The following is a 16,902-nucleotide window of genomic DNA, read 5'->3' as shown; positions in this document are numbered from 1 at the left end:
CCGAAAGGCGCCGGGCGCCGGGACGGAAGGGCCCCGGGCCGCCAGGGCACCAGGCGCCGGGCCGCAAGACCGCCGGGGCACCGGGGCACCGGGGCACCGGGCCGCCAGCGCACCAGGCGCAGGGTGCCGGGGCCGCGCGGGCGCCGGGACGGAAGGGCGCCCGGGCCGCCGGGACGGAAGGGCGCCGGGGCGCCGGGGCCGCGCCGGGGCCCGCGTCGGGGCTGCGCCGGGCGCCGCGAAACGTTCCGCACCCGTCCCGCTCCGTACCGCCCCGCATCGGAAATCGCTGTCCGTACGCGACGTGTTGGCCCGGAACCGCCCTTGATCGAGGCTCAAGGCTGGGATGCTTGGCTGTGCCAGGCATTACCGGACGCGTTGTGGATGCGGGAGCTGCTGAATCGTGGAAGACAGGGTGCGTGTGGTCATCGCCGAGGACTCAGTGCTGCTGCGCGAGGGCCTGACCCGGTTGCTGACCGACCGGGGGCATGACGTCGTCGCGGGCGTCGGTGACGCGGAGGCCCTGATCAAGACGGTTTCGGACCTCGCCGCGGAGGACGCGCTGCCGGACGTGGTGGTGGCGGACGTACGGATGCCGCCGACCCACACCGACGAGGGCGTCAGGGCGGCGGTGCGGCTGCGGCGCGACCACCCGGGCATAGGCGTGCTCGTGCTGTCGCAGTACGTGGAGGAGCAGTACGCCACCGAACTGCTGGCCGGTTCCAGCACCGGGGTGGGGTACCTGCTGAAGGACCGGGTGGCCGAGGTCCGGGAGTTCCTGGACGCGGTGGTCCGGGTGGCCAGGGGCGGTACGGCCCTGGACCCGGAGGTAGTCGCCCAGCTGCTGGGCCGCAGCCGCAAGCAGGACGTGCTGGCGGGTCTGACGCCCCGCGAGCGCGAGGTGCTGGGCCTGATGGCCGAGGGCCGCACGAATTCGGCGGTCGCGAAGCAGCTCGTGGTGAGCGACGGGGCGGTGGAGAAGCACGTCAGCAACATCTTCATGAAGCTCGGTCTGTCCCCGAGTGACGGGGATCACCGGCGCGTCCTGGCGGTTCTCACCTACCTCCGGTCTTGATCAACTGACACTCTGTCAGGTATGCAGCACGGCGTCTGTCGGACAGGCCGCCCTCCGGGGCGGTCCAGAATTCGGGCGCCCCGAGGATGCAAACCCTCACGGACGTAGGGTTGACCTCGGGAGCGAGCGCCCGCCTCGAAGGAGGTCCAGTTCAGTGACCAGCCAGGTCAGTAGCCCAGCCGAGCAGGCCGACGGGGCCGAAGAGGCCGAAGGGACTGCGGTCGGCGAGCAACGGACGGCCGGCCATCCGGGTGGGAACGGGAACCGCAAGGAGGTCCGCCGTCTCGATCGGGTGATCATCCGGTTCGCGGGTGACTCGGGTGACGGCATGCAGTTGACCGGTGACCGGTTCACCTCGGAAACGGCGTCGTTCGGGAACGACCTCTCCACCCTGCCGAACTTCCCCGCCGAGATCCGGGCGCCCGCCGGCACCCTGCCGGGCGTCTCCTCCTTCCAGCTGCACTTCGCCGATCACGACATCCTGACGCCGGGCGACGCCCCGAACGTCCTGGTGGCGATGAACCCGGCGGCGCTGAAGGCGAACATCGGGGACGTGCCGCGCGGCGCGGAGATCATCATCAACACCGACGAGTTCACCAAGCGCCCGATGGCGAAGGTCGGCTACGCGACCTCGCCGCTGGAAGACGGCACGCTGGACGCCTACAGCATCCACCCGGTCCCGCTGACGTCGCTCACCGTCGAGGCCCTGAAGGACTTCGGGCTGCCGCGCAAGGAGGCCGAGCGCAGCAAGAACATGTTCGCGCTGGGCCTGCTGTCCTGGATGTACCACCGGCCCACCGAGGGGACGGAGGCCTTCCTGCGGCAGAAGTTCGCGAAGAAGCCGGAGATCGCGGAGGCGAACGTCGCCGCGTTCCGGGCGGGCTGGAACTTCGGCGAGACGACCGAGGACTTCGCCGTCTCCTACGAGGTCGCCCCCGCCACCCGCGACTTCCCCACCGGGACCTACCGCAACATCTCGGGGAACCTGGCCCTGTCGTACGGGCTGATCGCGGCGGGCCGGCAGGCCGAGCTGCCGCTCTACCTGGGCTCGTACCCGATCACCCCGGCCTCCGACATCCTGCACGAGCTGAGCAAGCACAAGAACTTCGGCGTACGGACCTTCCAGGCCGAGGACGAGATCGCCGGCATCGGGGCGGCGCTGGGCGCGGCCTTCGGCGGGTCCCTCGCGGTGACCACCACCTCCGGGCCGGGTGTGGCGCTGAAGTCGGAGACGATCGGCCTGGCGGTCTCCCTGGAGCTGCCGCTGCTGATCGTCGACATCCAGCGCGGCGGGCCCTCCACGGGGCTGCCGACCAAGACGGAGCAGGCGGACCTGCTCCAGGCCATGTTCGGGCGCAACGGCGAGGCCCCGGTCCCGATCGTGGCGCCGCGGACCCCGGCGGACTGCTTCGACGCGGCGCTGGACGCCGCCCGGATCGCGCTGACGTACCGGACTCCGGTGTTCCTGCTCTCCGACGGGTACCTCGCGAACGGCTCCGAGCCGTGGCGGATCCCGGACGTGGCGGACCTCCCGGACCTGAAGACCCCGTTCGCGGCGGGCCCGAACCACGAGCTGGCCGACGGCACCGAGGTCTTCTGGCCGTACAAGCGCGATCCGCGGACGCTGGCCCGGCCGTGGGCGGTCCCGGGCACCCCGGGTCTGGAGCACCGGATCGGCGGCATCGAGAAGCAGGACGGCTCGGGCAACATCTCGTACGACCCGGCCAACCACGACCTCATGGTCCGCACCCGGCAGGCCAAGATCGACAACATCGCCGTGCCGGAGCTGACGGTCGACGACCCGGCCGGGGCCCGCACGCTCGTCATCGGCTGGGGCTCCACGTACGGACCGATCACCGCCGCCGTGCGCCGGCTGCGGCTCGCCGGGGTCCCGATCGCACAGGCCCATCTGCGCCACCTCAACCCCTTCCCGGGGAATCTGGGTGAGGTCCTGAAGCGTTACGACAAGGTAGTGGTGCCGGAGATGAACCTCGGGCAGCTGGCCACCCTGATCCGGGCGAAGTACCTGGTCGACGCGCAGTCGTACAACCAGGTGAACGGAATGCCGTTCAAGGCCGAGCAGCTCGCCACGGTTCTCAAGGAGGCCACCGATGACTGAGGCACCCACCCTGTTGTCCCTGGTGCCCAAGGCCGAGGCCAAGCAGTCCATGAAGGACTTCAAGTCCGATCAGGAAGTGCGCTGGTGCCCCGGCTGCGGTGACTACGCCGTCCTCGCCGCCGTACAGGGCTTCATGCCCGAACTCGGCCTGGCGAAGGAGAACATCGTCTTCGTCTCCGGAATCGGCTGTTCCTCCCGCTTCCCCTACTACATGAACACCTACGGGATGCACTCCATCCACGGCCGCGCCCCGGCGATCGCGACGGGGCTCGCCACCTCGCGGCGCGACCTGTCGGTGTGGGTGGTGACCGGGGACGGCGACGCGCTGTCCATCGGCGGCAACCACCTGATCCACGCGCTGCGCCGGAACGTCAACCTCAAGATCCTGCTGTTCAACAACCGGATCTACGGGCTCACCAAGGGCCAGTACTCGCCCACCTCCGAGCTGGGCAAGGTCACCAAGTCCACCCCGATGGGTTCGCTGGACGCGCCGTTCAACCCGGTGTCCCTGGCGCTGGGCGCCGAAGCCGGCTTCGTGGCGCGCACGGTGGACTCCGACCGCAAGCACCTCACCGAGGTGCTGCGGGCGGCCGCCGACCACCAGGGCACCGCGCTGGTGGAGATCTACCAGAACTGCAACATCTTCAACGACGGCGCCTTCGAGGTCCTCAAGGACAAGGACCAGGCGCAGGAGGCGGTGATCCGGCTGGAGCACGGGCAGCCGATCCGCTTCGGCGCCGAGGGCGGCAAGGGCGTGGTCCGCGACCAGCGCACCGGCGACCTGGAGGTGGTGACGGTGACGCCGGAGAACGAGTCGCGGATCCTGGTCCACGACGCGAACGGCGCGTCTCCGACCACCGCCTTCGCGCTCTCCCGGCTGGCCGACCCCGACACCCTGCACCAGACCCCGATCGGGGTGTTCCGCAGCGTCGGGCGGCCGGTGTACGACACCCTCATGGCCGAGCAGCTGGAGACGGCAGTCGACCAGCACGGCAAGGGGGACCTCGCCTCGCTGCTCACCGGGAACGACACCTGGACCGTCGTCGGCTGAGCCGGCGGCGATCGACCCGACCGGCCCGGATCCCCGTCTAGGGGGTCCGGGCCGCGTCGTAGGCGAGCCGCGCCGCCTGCACGTCGGCCGTGCGCCGCTCGGTCCAGCGCGCCAGGGCCCACACCTGATCGGCGGCCTCGCGCCCCAGCTCCGTGAGCGAGTAGTCCACCCTCGGCGGGATCACCGGCTTGGCGTCGCGGAGGACGAACCCGTCGCGCTCCAGCGTCTGCAGGGTCTGGGCCAGCATCTTCTCGCTGACGCCGCCCACCTCCCGGCGCAGTTCGCTGAAGCGGTACGAGCGCTCGACGAGGGCGGCCAGGACCAGCACGCCCCAGCGGCTGGTGACGTGCTCCAGCACCCCCCGGGAGGGGCACATCGGGGCCTTCACGGCGATTTCGCTGCTTACTCCCATACCAGTACCTTACTTTGAAGTGGGTACTACCGAAAAGTTAGCGCTCTCCCTACGCTAGTGACATCACCCCGCAGCAAGGAAACCAGGAGAGCACCATGAGCATCGTCGTCACCGGAGCCACCGGAGCCCTCGGCCGACTCGTCGTCGAAGAGCTGCTGAGCCGGGTCCCCGCCGACCGCCTCGCCGTCGTCGTCCGCAACAAGGAGAAGGCCGCCGACCTCGCCGAGCGCGGCATCGACGTACGGATCGCCGACTACGACGACGCGGCGAGCCTGGCCGGCGCCTTCCACGCCGGCGACCGCGTCCTGCTGATCTCGGGCAGCGAGGTCGGGCGCCGCGTGCCGCAGCACACCGCCGTGATCGAGGCCGCGAAGTCGGCGGGCGTGGCGCAGCTGGCGTACACCGGCATCCTGGGCGGCCCCGAGGCGGACTTCGAGCTGGCCGCCGAGCACAAGGTCACCGAGCAGGCGATCCTCGACTCCGGACTGCCGTACACCTTCCTGCGCAACGGCTGGTACCACGAGAACTACACCGGCAACCTGGGCACCGTCCTGGAGCACGGCGCGGTCGTGGGCAGCGCGGGCGCGGGCCGGGTCGCCTCGGCGGCGCGGGCGGACTACGCGGCCGCCGCGGCCGTCGTGCTGACCGGGGACGGCCACCTCGGCCGGGTCTACGAGCTGTCCGGCGACACCGCCTGGAGCCTGGCGGAGTACGCCGCCGAGGTCGCCGCGCAGGCGGGCCGCGCGGTCGCGTACACCGAGGTCCCGGCCGAGGCGCACCTGTCGATCCTGACGGGCGCCGGCCTCCCGGAGGGCTTCGCGGCGCTCCTGGTCGACGTGGACGCGGCGATCTCGCGCGGCCGCCTCGCCGGTACGGGCGGCGACCTGTCCCGGCTGATCGGCCGGCCGACGACCCCGGTGTCCGAGGCGATCGCGGGCGCCCTGGCCTGACCGCCCCCGGTGCGCAAGACCCCGGCGATGTCATGAGTATCTCGCGATAACGGGCATGACATCCGGACCGCGCGACGCTACCGTCGTCGAGAGGTTGGCTGGATTTCGCACTGGAGGCCCCGTGAAGGCACAGACCGAGCAGCGCACGGGTTTGCTCTACGGATTCGGCGCGTACGGGATGTGGGGCCTCGTGCCCCTGTTCTGGCCGCTCCTCAAGCCCTCCGGCGCCATCGAGATCCTCGCGCACCGCATGGTGTGGTCGCTGGCCGTGGTCGGCGTGGCACTGCTGGCGATGCGCCGCTGGGGCTGGATACGGGAGCTGCTCCGCCAGCCCCGCAAGCTCGCCCTGACCACGCTGGCCGCCTCGGTGATCTCCGTGAACTGGGGCCTGTACATCTGGGCCGTCAACAACGGCGCGGTCGTCGAGGCCAGCCTCGGCTACTTCATCAATCCCCTGGTCACCATCGCGATCGGCGTACTGGTGCTCGGCGAACGGCTGCGCCGCGCGCAGTGGGCGGCGGTCGGCATCGGTGTCGCCGCCGTCCTGGTGCTCGCCATCGGGTACGGGCGGCCGCCGTGGATCTCGCTGGTGCTGGCCTTCTCCTTCGCCGCCTACGGGCTGATCAAGAAGAAGCTCAACATGGGCGGGGTGGAGTCGCTGGCCGCCGAGACCGCGCTGCTGTTCCTGCCGGCCCTCGGCTACCTGGTGTGGCTGGGCGTCCAGGGGCGGTCCACCTTCGCCCTCGGCGACCCCGGGCACGCCTGGCTGCTGGCCGCGACCGGGCTGGTCACGGCGATCCCGCTGATCTGCTTCGGGGCGGCCGCGATCCGGGTCCCGCTGTCCACGCTGGGGCTGCTCCAGTACCTGGCGCCGGTGTTCCAGTTCGGGCTGGGCGTCGTCTACTTCCACGAGGCGATGCCGCCGGAGCGCTGGGCCGGCTTCTCCCTGGTCTGGGTCGCGCTCGCGCTGCTGACCTGGGACGCACTGCGGACGGCGCGCCGCTCCCGGGCCCGGCTGGCCGAGGCCGGAGCGAGCGCCGCGACCGCCGCGACCGAAGCGGCCGTGACGGCCGAGGTTGCCGGAGCGGCCGAAGTTGCCGGAGCGGTCCACGGAGCTCCTGAGCCGCCCCCCACGGTGGCCACACCGGCGCGCGAGCCCGCGTAACACCCCACCCACGAACCCCTCGATCCCCGCTGCGGAACTTCCGCGGCGGGGATCGTCCGTTTTCCGAACTCCCCTGTCCAAAATCTGGTCTTGACGGATAGTCACCCGCTCACTGACCATCGGGCTCGCACTGACGCACGAACGCTCACCCGCGCCATCCCCGCACGTTCCGTTCACATCCCCAAACGGAATCCCGGAGCCCCCACATGAGCATGTCCGTCTCCCGGCGCCTCGCCGCCGTGACCGCGATCGCGGTCACGGGGCTGTTCGCCTCCACCGCTCCCGCCGCGCTCGCCGCGCCCCCGACCCAGGCCCCGACCCAGGCCCCGGCCCAGGCCGCGGCGCCGACGCCGCCCGACATCCCGCTGGCCAACGTCAAGGCGCACCTGACGCAGCTCCAGTCCATCGCCACCGCCAACGGCGGCAACCGCGCCCACGGCCGGGCCGGCTACAAGGCCTCGATCGACTACGTGAAGGCCAAGCTGGACGCGGCGGGCTTCACGACCACGCTGCAGACCTTCACCTCCAGCGGAGCCACCGGCTACAACCTGATCGCCGACTGGCCCGGCGGCGACCCGAGCTCGGTCCTGATGTCCGGCTCCCACCTGGACTCGGTGACCGCGGGTCCCGGCATCAACGACAACGGCTCCGGTTCGGCCGCCATCCTGGAAACCGCGCTGGCGGTCTCGCGGGCCGGGCTCCAGCCGACGAAGCACCTGCGCTTCGGCTGGTGGGGCGCCGAGGAACTCGGCATGGTCGGCTCGAAGTACTACGTCAACAACCTGCCGGCCGCCGAGAAGGCGAAGATCTCCGGCTACCTGAACTTCGACATGATCGGCTCGCCGAACCCGGGCTACTTCGTCTACGACGACGACCCGGCCATCGAGCAGACCTTCAAGAACTACTACGCCGGGCTCGGCGTCCCGACGGAGATAGAGACCGAGGGCGACGGCCGCTCCGACCACGCGCCGTTCAAGAGCGCGGGCATACCCGTCGGCGGCCTGTTCTCCGGCGCCGACTACACCAAGACGGCGACCCAGGCGCAGAAGTGGGGCGGCACCTCCGGTCAGGCCTTCGACCGCTGCTACCACTCCTCCTGCGACACCTCGGCGAACATCAACGACACCGCCCTCGACCGCAACGCCGACGCCATCGCCTACGCGGTCTGGACCCTCGGCGCGGCCACCCCGGTGCCGCCCGGCCAGTCCTTCGAGAACACCGCGGACGTCAGCATCCCGGACTCCCCCGGCGCCGCGGTGAACTCGCCGATCACGGTCACGGGTGTCACGGGCAACGCCCCGGCCACCACCAAGGTGGACGTGAACATCGTCCACACGTACCGCGGTGACCTGGTGGTCGACCTGGTCGCCCCCGACGGCACGGTCTACAACCTCCACAACCGCAGCGGCGGCAGCGCGGACAACCTCGTCCAGACGTACACCGTCAACGCCTCCAGCGAGGTCGCCAACGGGGTCTGGAAGCTCCAGGTCAAGGACGCGGCGGCGCAGGACGTCGGCTACATCAACAGCTGGAAGATCACCTTCTAGTCCTCCGGCCCCGCCCGTAAGGAGGAGGGCTGCGGCGCCTGGATCCGGGCCCGCAGCTCCCGGGCGACCGCGGCGACGTCCGCGAGCCCCAGCTTCGCCGCCTCGACCAGGTCGCCCAGCTCCTCGGGCGAGGGCAACTGCCCGGCCCCCGCCACCCGCAGGTACGAGCGGGTGGCGGCGGCCGCGTAGAACTCGTTCATCGGCGATTCCAGCGCCGGGCACACCGCGAGGGTGTGCAAAAACGCGGCGGCCCGCCACGCGGTGTCCGGGGCGGGCTGTTCGGGGACCAGGACGAGATCGTTCTGGTGCCGGGCGACGGCCGCGGCCACGCCGGAGGGATCCCACACGGCGGGATCCGAGGGCAGATGATGGGCCAGCGCGGTCCAGGCCCACTCCATGGTGATTTTCAATTGCCGAACCGCTCCTGGAAGTAGCCCCAGTGGTCGGCGAACTCCTCGATGCCGGAGAGGAAGTTGCTCCGGTCCTCGTCCAGTTCGCGTTCCGTGACCTCGGTGATCAACGCGGTGACCGTCGTCCCCAGTGCCGCCGCGCGCGCCTTGAGGCGTTCGTGGAACTCTTCGTTCAGGCGGATGGTGACGTGTCTCGACATGCTTTTCACCGTACAGCGGGGCCGCTGTACCGGGGACCGGAACGGCCGAAGGGTGGGCGGGGACACAGTCCCCGCCCACCCTTCGCACCATGCGGCGGTTACTTGTCGGCGTTCGCCGTCTTCACCAGCGCGTCCTTGGTGACCGCTCCGACGTAGACCTTGCCGTCGTCGGTGATCAGGGCGTTGACCACGCGGGTCGAGAGGATCCGGCCCTCGCCGAAGCCGCCCTTGACCTTGTCGCCGAGCGAATTGAGGAGCTGCTTGGCCTCCTTGGGCGCGTTCTTGTCGCTCTCCAGCGCCTTGAGCCCCTGGCCGGCGCCCGTGTCGATGCGCGCGACCGTCGACCAGCCCTCGCCGAGCACCTTCGGCTCGCCGTGCTCGCCGCCGCCGGTCAGACCCCCCAGACCCGGGAGGGACTCCAGGGCCTTGAAGCCCTTGTCGTGGCCGCCGCGGCCCTCGCCCTTCCCGGGCGCGCCCTCGGTCACCTTCGCGCCCTTGGGCGGGGTGAAGGTGAAGGTGTCGGCGGCCGGCTTGGCGAAGTCCACCTTGGTGAAGCCCGCGTCCACGATCGGCTTGCCGCCCTGGCTGGACAGCACCTGCACGCGCAGCGGCACGCCGGTCTTGGCGTCCACGGCGATCTGGACGGAGCCGATCGTCGAGCCGCTCTGCTTGGGCTTCAGCACCAGCTGGTAGGCGTCCCGGCCGGCGACCTGGGCGGTGTCACCGACGGTGACGTCCGTGGTCGGGCCGGCGGCCTTCAGGACGTCCTGGGCGATCTGCTGGGGCGAGGCGGGAAGGCGCTCGCCCTTGCGCTGGCCGCCCTTGGCCGCGTCGGCGTCCTTCTCGTGGAAGGCCTCGTTCGACCGGGTGTCGTATCCCCACACGTCGGCGCCGTTGTGGACGAGGGTGTACTCGTCCTTGCCGTCGAGGAAGGTCAGCTTCTGGCGGTCCTCGCCGTCGGCCGCGACGCGGAAGGTGTGCGTCCCGTTCGCCAGCTGGGCGACCTTGTCCTGCGGGTCGGCCGAGCCGCCCGCGACACCGCCGCCGCCGAGGAGGCCGCTCGCCACGGTCGGCAGGCCCAGGTCCGTGCTGATCTTCGCGGTGCCGGACAGCTGCTCCACGTCCGAAGCCGCGATCTTCTCGACGAGCTGCTGTGCGGTGACCTTCGGCAGGTCCGGGCCGCCGCCGTTGGCGAACGCCGGGATCGCGATGGTCGCCGCGGCGACGCCGAGCACCGCCACCGGTACGGCGTACCGAGCGGCCTTGCGGGTCTTCGAGTTCGTTGCCATCTGTATGCCCTGCCTCCGTAGATGCGTCACGTCCACCCCGCGGCGCCAATCTCACCCGATCTGGTGGGGATGTGCCTCTATCTGACCAAAGGAGAGGGGGGTAAGGCGTCACTCCCCGGAATCAACTCCGCGTACGCCCCAGGGATGACAAAACCCGGGCCCGGCCTCCCCCACCCGTAGGGGATGCCGGGCCCGGGCCCCTGCTGTCGTCCTCGCGCGGCGCCCCGCGGGCGCCGCTATCCGGCGCGGTGCACCACCGCGTCGCACAGCTCCTCCAGCGCCGACTTCGCGAAGCACTCCGGCAGCGGCGCGAGCGTGGCCCGCGCGTCCTGCGCGTACCGGATCGTGTCGCGGCGGGCCTGCTCCAGCGCGGGGTGCACCCGCAGCCGGGCCAGCACGTCGGCGTGCAGGGCGTCGTCCGTCAGGTCGCCGTCCAGGAGCCGTACGAGTTCCAGGTCGTCCGGGTTCCCGCCGCGGGCGGCCGTCTCGCGCAGCCGCAGCACGGGCAGCGTCGGGATGCCCTCGCGCAGGTCGGTGCCCGGGGTCTTGCCGGACTCGTGCGAGTCGGAGGCGATGTCGAGGACGTCGTCCGCGAGCTGGAAGGCGGTGCCGAGGCGCTCGCCGTACTGGGTCAGGATGTCCACGACCGACTCGTCGGCGCCGGACATCAGCGCGCCGAAGCGGCCGGAGACCGCGATCAGCGAGCCGGTCTTGCCGGCGATGACGTCCAGGTAGTGCTCGACGGGGTCGCGCCCGTCGCGCGGACCGGCCGTCTCCAGGATCTGGCCGGTCACGAGCCGCTCGAAGGCCTCGGCCTGGATCCGGACGGCCTCGGGCCCGAGGTCCGCCAGGATGTGCGAGGCGCGGGCGAACAGGAAGTCACCCGTCAGGACGGCCACCGAGTTGCCCCAGCGGGCGTTGGCGCTGGCCACGCCGCGGCGCACGTCCGCCTCGTCCATGACGTCGTCGTGGTAGAGCGTCGCCAGGTGGGTGAGCTCCACGACCACGGCGGACGGCACGATGCCCGGTGCGTAGGGATCACCGAAGCGCGAGGCGAGCATGACCAGCAGCGGGCGGAACCGCTTTCCTCCGGCGCGCACCAGGTGCTGCGCTGCCTCGGTGATGAAGGGGACTTCGCTCTTGGTGGCTTCCAGCAGACCCGCCTCGACGGCGGCCAGTCCGGCCTGGACATCGGTTTCAAGAGCCTGGTCCCGCACGCTCAGTCCGAACGGCCCGACGACGGTCACGAGGGGTACTCCTGTCTGCTGACGATCACGCTGACGATCACATGGATTGTCGATGTGTCGCTGCCATCACTCAAGCCAGCGTATCCCGTCCGTTTTCGATCACGGAGAGCGCCTTCCCGGCCACGGCGGCCTCGTCACGCGCGCAGCGCCCGAACCACCCCGGTATGTTCGGCAGTAGCCGAATCGACCGGAGAATACGTTTTGCCCAGAACTGTGACCGACATGGACGAGCTGCCGGCGGATCCGGCGGCCGACCGGCCGCCCCGCCGCGACGGCCACGCCCTCCCGGGCCGCGCGAGGGCTTCCGCATGATCATCCGCACCGGTTTCCCGTACGCGACGACGCGCGAGGATGTCCGGATTCCGCTGCCCGACGGAGTCGAGCTGTACGCGCGGATCTGGCGCCCGGTGACGGACGAACCCGTTCCGGCGCTGTTGGAGTACCTCCCGCACCGGCTGACGGACTGGACCGCGCCGCGCGACTGGCAGCGCCACCCCTGGTACGCGGGCCACGGCTACGCCTCCGTACGGGTGGACGTGCGCGGCCACGGGTGCAGCGGGGGCGCGCCGGGCGACGCGTACGACGCGCGGGAACTCGCCGACGGCACGGCGGTGGTGGAGTGGCTGGCGGCGCGGCCGTGGTGCACGGGGTCGGTGGGGATGTTCGGGATCTCGTGGGGCGGCTGCAACTCCCTCCAGATCGCGGCGCTCGCTCCGGAGCCGCTGAAGGCCGTGGTCACCGTCTGCGCGACGGACGACCGGTACGACAACGACGCGCACTACATGGGCGGCTCGGTACTGGCCGTGGACATGCACGCGCGGGCGGCCGCCATGCTGGCCTTCGCCGCGCGGCCGCCGGACCCGCTGTTCGCCGGCGACGGCTGGCGGGAGCAGTGGCTGGCGCGGCTGGAGTCGGTGGAACCCCTCCTCCACACCTGGCTGTCGCACCAGACGCGGGACGACTACTGGCGCCGCGGCAGCGTCCGCGAGGACTACGGGGCGATCGGCGCGGCCGTGCTGGCGGTGGGCGGCTGGCACGACCCGTACCGGGACACGGTGCTGCGGCTGGTGTCGCACCTGCCCCCCGACCGGGTGCGGGGGCTGATCGGGCCCTGGTCGCACCAGTACCCGGACCGCGGGCTCGCGCCGGGCCCGGCGATCGGCTTCCTCCAGGAGACGCTGCGCTGGTGGGACCACTGGCTGAAGGGCGTGGACAACGGGGTCATGGCCGAGCCGCTGCTGAGGTCCTGGATCTCCGAGTCGCACCGCCCGGCGCCGGTGTACGAGCGGATGGAGGGCCGTTGGGTCGGCGACCGGGCCTGGCCCCCGCCCTCGGTCGTACCCCTCTCGTACGAGCTCCAGGGGGCGCCGGTGCCGGTGGCCTCGCCGCAGCACACGGGGCTGGACGCGGGGCGGTTCCTCCCCTTCGGCAACGAGGCGGACCTGCCGCCGGACCAGCGGGAGGAGGACGCGAAGTCGGCGTGCTTCGAGTTCCCGGTCGCGGCCGGCGGGGAGGCGGTGGAGGTCCTGGGGCGTCCTTCGGTCACCCTGCGGCTGCGGATGGACGTCCCGTACGGCCAGGTGGTGGCGCGGCTCTGCGACGTGGCGCCGGACGGGGCCTCCACGCTGGTCACCCGGGGTGCCCTGAACCTCTCCGCGCGGCTGGGGCGGGACAGGGTCGCCCGGTGGCCGGTGGGCGCGTACGAGGACGTGACGTTCGAGCTGAACGCCATCGGCCACTCCTTCCCGCCCGGCCACCGGATCCGGCTGGCGCTGTCCTCCGCCTACTGGCCGTGGATCTGGCCGCGGGCCGGATCCGAGGCCGGCTGGACGGTGGAACCGGCGGGCAGCGCGCTGACGCTCCCGGTCCGCACGGCCACCGCCGGAGCGGAGATCGCCTTCGAGCCCCCGGAACAGTCGGCCCCGCTGGGCGTGGTCCTCCCGGCGACCCTGGACGAGCCGCGCCCGGAGCGGCTCGTCGTACGGGACGTCGCGCGCGGGACCTGGCGGCTGGAGGTGGACCCCCGGTACGGGGGGACGCGGGTGTACCCGGACGGGCTGGAGTGCGGCGAGGAAGCTGCGGAGGCGTACGAGATCCAGGAGGCGGACCCGCTGTCGGCCCGGACCAGCTCGCGGTGGCGGATCCGGCTGCACCGTCCCGACCTGTCCTGGGACACCCGGGTGGAGACCCGGTCGGAGATCACCTGCGACGAGGGCGGCTTCCTGACGTCGAACGAACTCGTCTGCCGGGAGGGCGAGGAGGTGGTCTTCCACCGCACCTGGGAACGCCGCATCCCCCGCGCCGCCGGCTGAGCCGCGGCGGCGCGCGCCGTCGCTACGCGAAGAGGCGTTCCAGGACCACCGCGATGCCGTCCTCCTCGTTGGAGAGGGTCAGCTCGTCGGCGACGGCGACCAGCTCGCGGTGGGCGTTGGCCATCGCCACCCCGTGCGCGGCCCACGCGAACATCGGGACGTCGTTCGGCATGTCCCCGAAGGCGATCGTGGACTCGGGCGGGACGCCCAGGACGGCCGCCGCCCGGGCGAGTCCGCTCGCCTTGTCGATGCCCGGCGGCTGGAGCTCGACCGTGTGCTCCCCGGCCATGGTGACGTTCACCAGGTGGCCCACCACGCCCCGCGCGACCCGCGTCAGTTCGTCGTCGTCCAGCTCCGGGTGCTGGAGCAGCACCTTGTTGATGGGCGCGGCCCACAGATCGGCCCGCCGGGGCACCGGGACCGTCGGCAGGTGCGGGTGCCACATCCGGTAGCCGGGCCCTATCAGCATCTCCGCGTCCACCCCCTCCTGGTTGACGGCCGCGTAGACCTCGCCGATCTCCGCCTCGATCTTCCCGAGGGCCACCTCCGCCAGCTCCCGGTCCATCGACACGGAGTGCAGCAGCGTCCCGGCCGCCGCGTCGTACACCTGCGCGCCCTGGCCGCACACCGCGAGCCCCGTGTATCCGAGGCCGTCCAGGACGTGCCGTACCTGGGGGACCGGGCGCCCGGTCACGATGATGTGCTGTGCGCCGGCGGCGCGCGCCGTCGCGAGCGCCGCGTACGAGCGGGCCGAGACGGTGTCTCCGGCGCGCAGCAGAGTCCCGTCCAGGTCAGTGGCGATCAAGGCATAGGGAAGGGCCGGAAGCGGGGCGGAAGTCACGGCGCCAAGGATACGGACCCTCTGGGACAAGTCCTACAAATGGCACCCGAATCCGGCCTCCCCGAGGCCCCACACGTCACTTGGCGTGCCATCAGACCCAGGGGACACAGAAGACCCAGGAGACCCTCCCCGCTCGGATCACCGTACTGATCTTGTGTGCGCGAAGGGCGGGTATCGGGGAGGTGGGCCGGTAATTTTCGATGATGCGCGTTCCCTCTGCATTTGTGACCAAATGACGTCGTAGCCCCGCCCGAAGGCGGGGCTTTCACGCGGGTAACGTGTCGACCAGCCCCCCGGGACACCCCCGGACCGGACCGCATCGAAAGTGAGGCACTACCCCATGCCCCAGCAGAGCCCCCTCGATGTTCCCGAGGGCGATCCGTTCGGTCCGCACAATCTTCCGTACGGCGTTTTCTCCACCTCCGGGGACACCCGCCGGCGGATCGGCGTGCGCATCGGCGGGTACGTGCTCGACGCCGGGGCGGCCGCGGCCGCGCTCGGGTCCCCGTACGCCGGACTGCTCGGGCGGCCCTCGCTCAACCCGCTGCTGGCCGCGGGCCGCACCGCGTGGCGCGACGTGCGCCGCGCGCTGACCGCGTGGGTCACCGACCCCGGCCACCGGCCGGCCGTCGAGCCGCACCTGCTGCCGCTGGAGGAGGCCGTCCTGCACCTCCCGTACGAGGTCGCCGACTACGTCGACTTCTACGCGAGCGAGCACCACGCCACCAACGTCGGCAAGATGTTCCGCCCCGACGGCGACGCGCTCACCCCCAACTGGAAGCACCTGCCGATCGGTTACCACGGCCGCTCCGGCACCCTCGTCGTCTCCGGCACCGATGTCGTACGCCCCTCCGGACAGCGCAAGGCGCCCACCGACCCGGCGCCGGTCTTCGGCCCGTCGGTCAAGCTCGACATCGAGGCCGAGGTCGGCTTCGTCGTCGGCACCCCCTCCGAGCTGGGCCGCCCGGTGCCGCTGGCCGAGTTCGAGGACCACGTCTTCGGCCTCTTCCTCCTCAACGACTGGTCCGCGCGCGACATCCAGGCCTGGGAGTACGTGCCGCTCGGCCCCTTCCTCGGCAAGTCCTTCGCGACCTCCGTCTCCGCCTGGGTCACCCCGCTGGAGGCCCTGGACGCGGCCCGGACCGCCCCGCCCGCCCGGGACTTCCCGCTGCTGCCCTACCTGGACGACGCCGACAGCGACCGCCCCGGCGGCTTCGACCTGCACATCAGCGTCTCCATCAACGGCCAGGAGGTGGCGCGCCCGCCGTTCGCCACCATGTACTGGACCGCCGCCCAGCAGCTGGCGCACATGACCGTCAACGGCGCCTCCCTGCGCACCGGCGACGTCTACGGCTCCGGCACCGTCAGCGGTCCGGAGGTCGACCAGCGCGGCTCCCTGCTGGAGCTGACCTGGAACGGCCGCGACGCGATCGAGCTCGCCGACGGCAAGCGCACCTTCCTGGAGGACGGCGACACCGTCACCCTCACCGCCTGGGCGCCGGGCGCCAACGGCACCCGGGTGGGCCTGGGCGAGGTCACCGGCCGCATCGTGGGATCCCGCTAGCCCCACGCCTCGGGGACGCCCCGTTCGGAGGCGCGCCACGTGCGCCGGACGGGGCGGACCGCGATGGTGGTTCGGGGACACCCGTACCCCGTACCCCCACCGCGAGGAGCCGCCGCCATGACCGTACGCAGCCTGAAGACCCTCGTCACCTGCGCGGCAGCCGTGTCGCTCGGCCTGGTCGCCGTGGCCCCGGCCCACGGGGTGGAGGGGCCCGCGCCCGACCCGCGCGACCAGCGGGCGATGAGGGACATGGCGACGGCGATCGCGGTGACGGCCAAGTACGCGGACGAGCGGCAGGCCCTCAAGGACGGGTACGTCCCGCAGGGCAAGGAGTGCATGACCAACCCGTTCGGGGTGGGCGCCATGGGCTACCACTACGTCAAGCAGGCCAACTGGGGTTCGATGGACCCCGCGAGGCCGACCGCGCTCCTCTACAGCACGGAGAAGGACCGCAACGGCCGTCGCAGGCTCCAGACCGTGGAGTGGATGTCCACCGACCGGGACCAGGACCTGAAGACCTCCGACGACCGGCCCAGCATGTTCGGGCTGCCCTTCGACGGGCCCATGCCGGGCCACTGGGCGGGCATGCCCAAGCACTACGACCTGCACATGTGGGCGTACAAGGAGAACCCGGCCGGGCGCTTCCACAACTGGAACCCCGCCCTGACCTGCCCGGCCAAGGCCGGAGCCCCGGCGCAGCCCGCGCACGCGCACGGCCACTAG

15 protein-coding genes are annotated in these 16,902 nt (G+C 71.7%); 9 read left to right on the top strand and 6 right to left on the bottom strand.

The features are described 5' to 3' along the window. The first annotated feature begins 412 nt into the window (after nucleotides 1-412). From EES41_RS21430 to EES41_RS21420, 3 genes are all read left to right on the top strand, one after another. Nucleotides 413-1,072 carry a response regulator transcription factor gene (locus EES41_RS21430; protein ID WP_302186190.1) on the top strand — a complete coding sequence of 220 codons (660 nt, stop codon included), beginning with the start codon at nucleotides 413-415 and terminating at the stop codon, nucleotides 1,070-1,072. Nucleotides 1,073-1,226: 154 nt separating this feature from the next. Further along, entirely contained in the window at nucleotides 1,227-3,191 is a 1,965-nt protein-coding gene (locus EES41_RS21425; RefSeq protein WP_123079933.1) for a 2-oxoacid:acceptor oxidoreductase subunit alpha, read from the top strand. After that, nucleotides 3,184-4,242 (top strand): 2-oxoacid:ferredoxin oxidoreductase subunit beta, encoded by a 1,059-nt coding sequence (locus tag EES41_RS21420; protein ID WP_123079932.1) that lies wholly within the window; start codon nucleotides 3,184-3,186, stop codon nucleotides 4,240-4,242. Before EES41_RS21425 ends, EES41_RS21420 begins: the two co-directional genes overlap by 8 nt. A 37-nt stretch (nucleotides 4,243-4,279) precedes the next feature. On the opposite strand, the gene EES41_RS21415 is transcribed toward EES41_RS21420, so the two are convergent. Next, entirely contained in the window at nucleotides 4,280-4,654 is a 375-nt protein-coding gene (locus EES41_RS21415; protein WP_123079931.1) for a helix-turn-helix domain-containing protein, read from the bottom strand. 95 nt (nucleotides 4,655-4,749) lie between these two features. On the opposite strand from EES41_RS21415, the gene EES41_RS21410 reads away from it, so the two are divergent. The 3 genes from EES41_RS21410 (at nucleotide 4,750) to EES41_RS21400 (ending at nucleotide 8,316) form a co-directional block, all read left to right on the top strand. Then, nucleotides 4,750-5,604, top strand: coding sequence for an SDR family oxidoreductase (locus EES41_RS21410; RefSeq protein WP_123079930.1), 855 nt, complete (start codon nucleotides 4,750-4,752; stop codon nucleotides 5,602-5,604). A 121-nt stretch (nucleotides 5,605-5,725) separates the two neighbouring features. After that, complete coding sequence (gene rarD / locus EES41_RS21405; RefSeq protein ID WP_123079929.1) at nucleotides 5,726-6,769, top strand: EamA family transporter RarD; 1,044 nt, start codon at nucleotides 5,726-5,728, stop codon at nucleotides 6,767-6,769. 206 nt (nucleotides 6,770-6,975) lie between these two features. Next, on the top strand, nucleotides 6,976-8,316 hold the full coding sequence (locus EES41_RS21400) for a M28 family metallopeptidase (protein ID WP_123079928.1): 1,341 nt from the start codon (nucleotides 6,976-6,978) through the stop codon (nucleotides 8,314-8,316). On the opposite strand, the gene EES41_RS21395 is transcribed toward EES41_RS21400, so the two are convergent. The 4 genes from EES41_RS21395 to EES41_RS21380 form a co-directional block, all read right to left on the bottom strand. Beyond that, nucleotides 8,313-8,726 (bottom strand): hypothetical protein, encoded by a 414-nt coding sequence (locus EES41_RS21395; RefSeq protein ID WP_008738400.1) that lies wholly within the window; start codon nucleotides 8,724-8,726, stop codon nucleotides 8,313-8,315. The genes EES41_RS21400 and EES41_RS21395 overlap by 4 nt on opposite strands. Continuing rightward, entirely contained in the window at nucleotides 8,723-8,926 is a 204-nt protein-coding gene (locus tag EES41_RS21390) for a ribbon-helix-helix domain-containing protein (protein ID WP_229895123.1), read from the bottom strand. Before EES41_RS21390 ends, EES41_RS21395 begins: the two co-directional genes overlap by 4 nt. A gap of 98 nt (nucleotides 8,927-9,024) precedes the next feature. Next, on the bottom strand, nucleotides 9,025-10,215 hold the full coding sequence (locus EES41_RS21385) for a sigma-E factor regulatory protein RseB domain-containing protein (RefSeq protein ID WP_123079927.1): 1,191 nt from the start codon (nucleotides 10,213-10,215) through the stop codon (nucleotides 9,025-9,027). A 236-nt stretch (nucleotides 10,216-10,451) separates the two neighbouring features. Then, nucleotides 10,452-11,462 carry a polyprenyl synthetase family protein gene (locus EES41_RS21380; RefSeq protein WP_123079926.1) on the bottom strand — a complete coding sequence of 337 codons (1,011 nt, stop codon included), beginning with the start codon at nucleotides 11,460-11,462 and terminating at the stop codon, nucleotides 10,452-10,454. 308 nt (nucleotides 11,463-11,770) lie between these two features. Here EES41_RS21380 and EES41_RS21375 point away from each other — a divergent pair, with 308 nt between their 5' ends. Continuing rightward, a complete protein-coding gene (locus tag EES41_RS21375; protein WP_123079925.1) occupies nucleotides 11,771-13,774 on the top strand; it encodes a CocE/NonD family hydrolase in 2,004 nt (667 codons plus the stop codon). A 22-nt stretch (nucleotides 13,775-13,796) separates the two neighbouring features. Here EES41_RS21375 and EES41_RS21370 read toward each other — a convergent pair whose 3' ends face one another. Beyond that, entirely contained in the window at nucleotides 13,797-14,615 is an 819-nt protein-coding gene (locus EES41_RS21370) for an HAD family hydrolase (protein WP_123079924.1), read from the bottom strand. Nucleotides 14,616-14,955: 340 nt separating this feature from the next. On the opposite strand from EES41_RS21370, the gene fahA reads away from it, so the two are divergent. Both fahA and EES41_RS21360 read left to right on the top strand, forming a co-directional pair. Then, complete coding sequence (fahA, locus tag EES41_RS21365) at nucleotides 14,956-16,179, top strand: fumarylacetoacetase (RefSeq protein WP_123079923.1); 1,224 nt, start codon at nucleotides 14,956-14,958, stop codon at nucleotides 16,177-16,179. 117 nt (nucleotides 16,180-16,296) lie between these two features. Then, nucleotides 16,297-16,902: a hypothetical protein gene (locus tag EES41_RS21360; RefSeq protein ID WP_123079922.1), complete on the top strand. Its 606-nt coding sequence runs from the start codon at nucleotides 16,297-16,299 to the stop codon at nucleotides 16,900-16,902.

Source organism: Streptomyces sp. ADI95-16, from assembly GCF_003721495.1.
Lineage (GTDB): Bacteria > Actinomycetota > Actinomycetes > Streptomycetales > Streptomycetaceae > Streptomyces > Streptomyces goshikiensis.
Note: the sequence above shows the minus strand (reverse complement) of the source record. Positions and strands in the feature narration are given on the sequence as shown.

Bases quoted from the DNA above. Each gene is read 5' to 3' on its own strand.
- EES41_RS21420 (WP_123079932.1), top strand. From the start codon at position 3,184: ATGACTGAGGCACCCACCCTGTTGTCCCTGGTGCCCAAGGCCGAGGCC.
- EES41_RS21415 (WP_123079931.1), bottom strand. From the start codon at position 4,654: ATGGGAGTAAGCAGCGAAATCGCCGTGAAGGCCCCGATGTGCCCCTCC.
- EES41_RS21410 (WP_123079930.1), top strand. From the start codon at position 4,750: ATGAGCATCGTCGTCACCGGAGCCACCGGAGCCCTCGGCCGACTCGTC.
- EES41_RS21400 (WP_123079928.1), top strand. From the start codon at position 6,976: ATGAGCATGTCCGTCTCCCGGCGCCTCGCCGCCGTGACCGCGATCGCG.
- EES41_RS21390 (WP_229895123.1), bottom strand. From the start codon at position 8,926: ATGTCGAGACACGTCACCATCCGCCTGAACGAAGAGTTCCACGAACGC.
- EES41_RS21385 (WP_123079927.1), bottom strand. From the start codon at position 10,215: ATGGCAACGAACTCGAAGACCCGCAAGGCCGCTCGGTACGCCGTACCG.
- EES41_RS21375 (WP_123079925.1), top strand. From the start codon at position 11,771: ATGATCATCCGCACCGGTTTCCCGTACGCGACGACGCGCGAGGATGTC.
- fahA (WP_123079923.1), top strand. From the start codon at position 14,956: ATGCCCCAGCAGAGCCCCCTCGATGTTCCCGAGGGCGATCCGTTCGGT.
- EES41_RS21360 (WP_123079922.1), top strand. From the start codon at position 16,297: ATGACCGTACGCAGCCTGAAGACCCTCGTCACCTGCGCGGCAGCCGTG.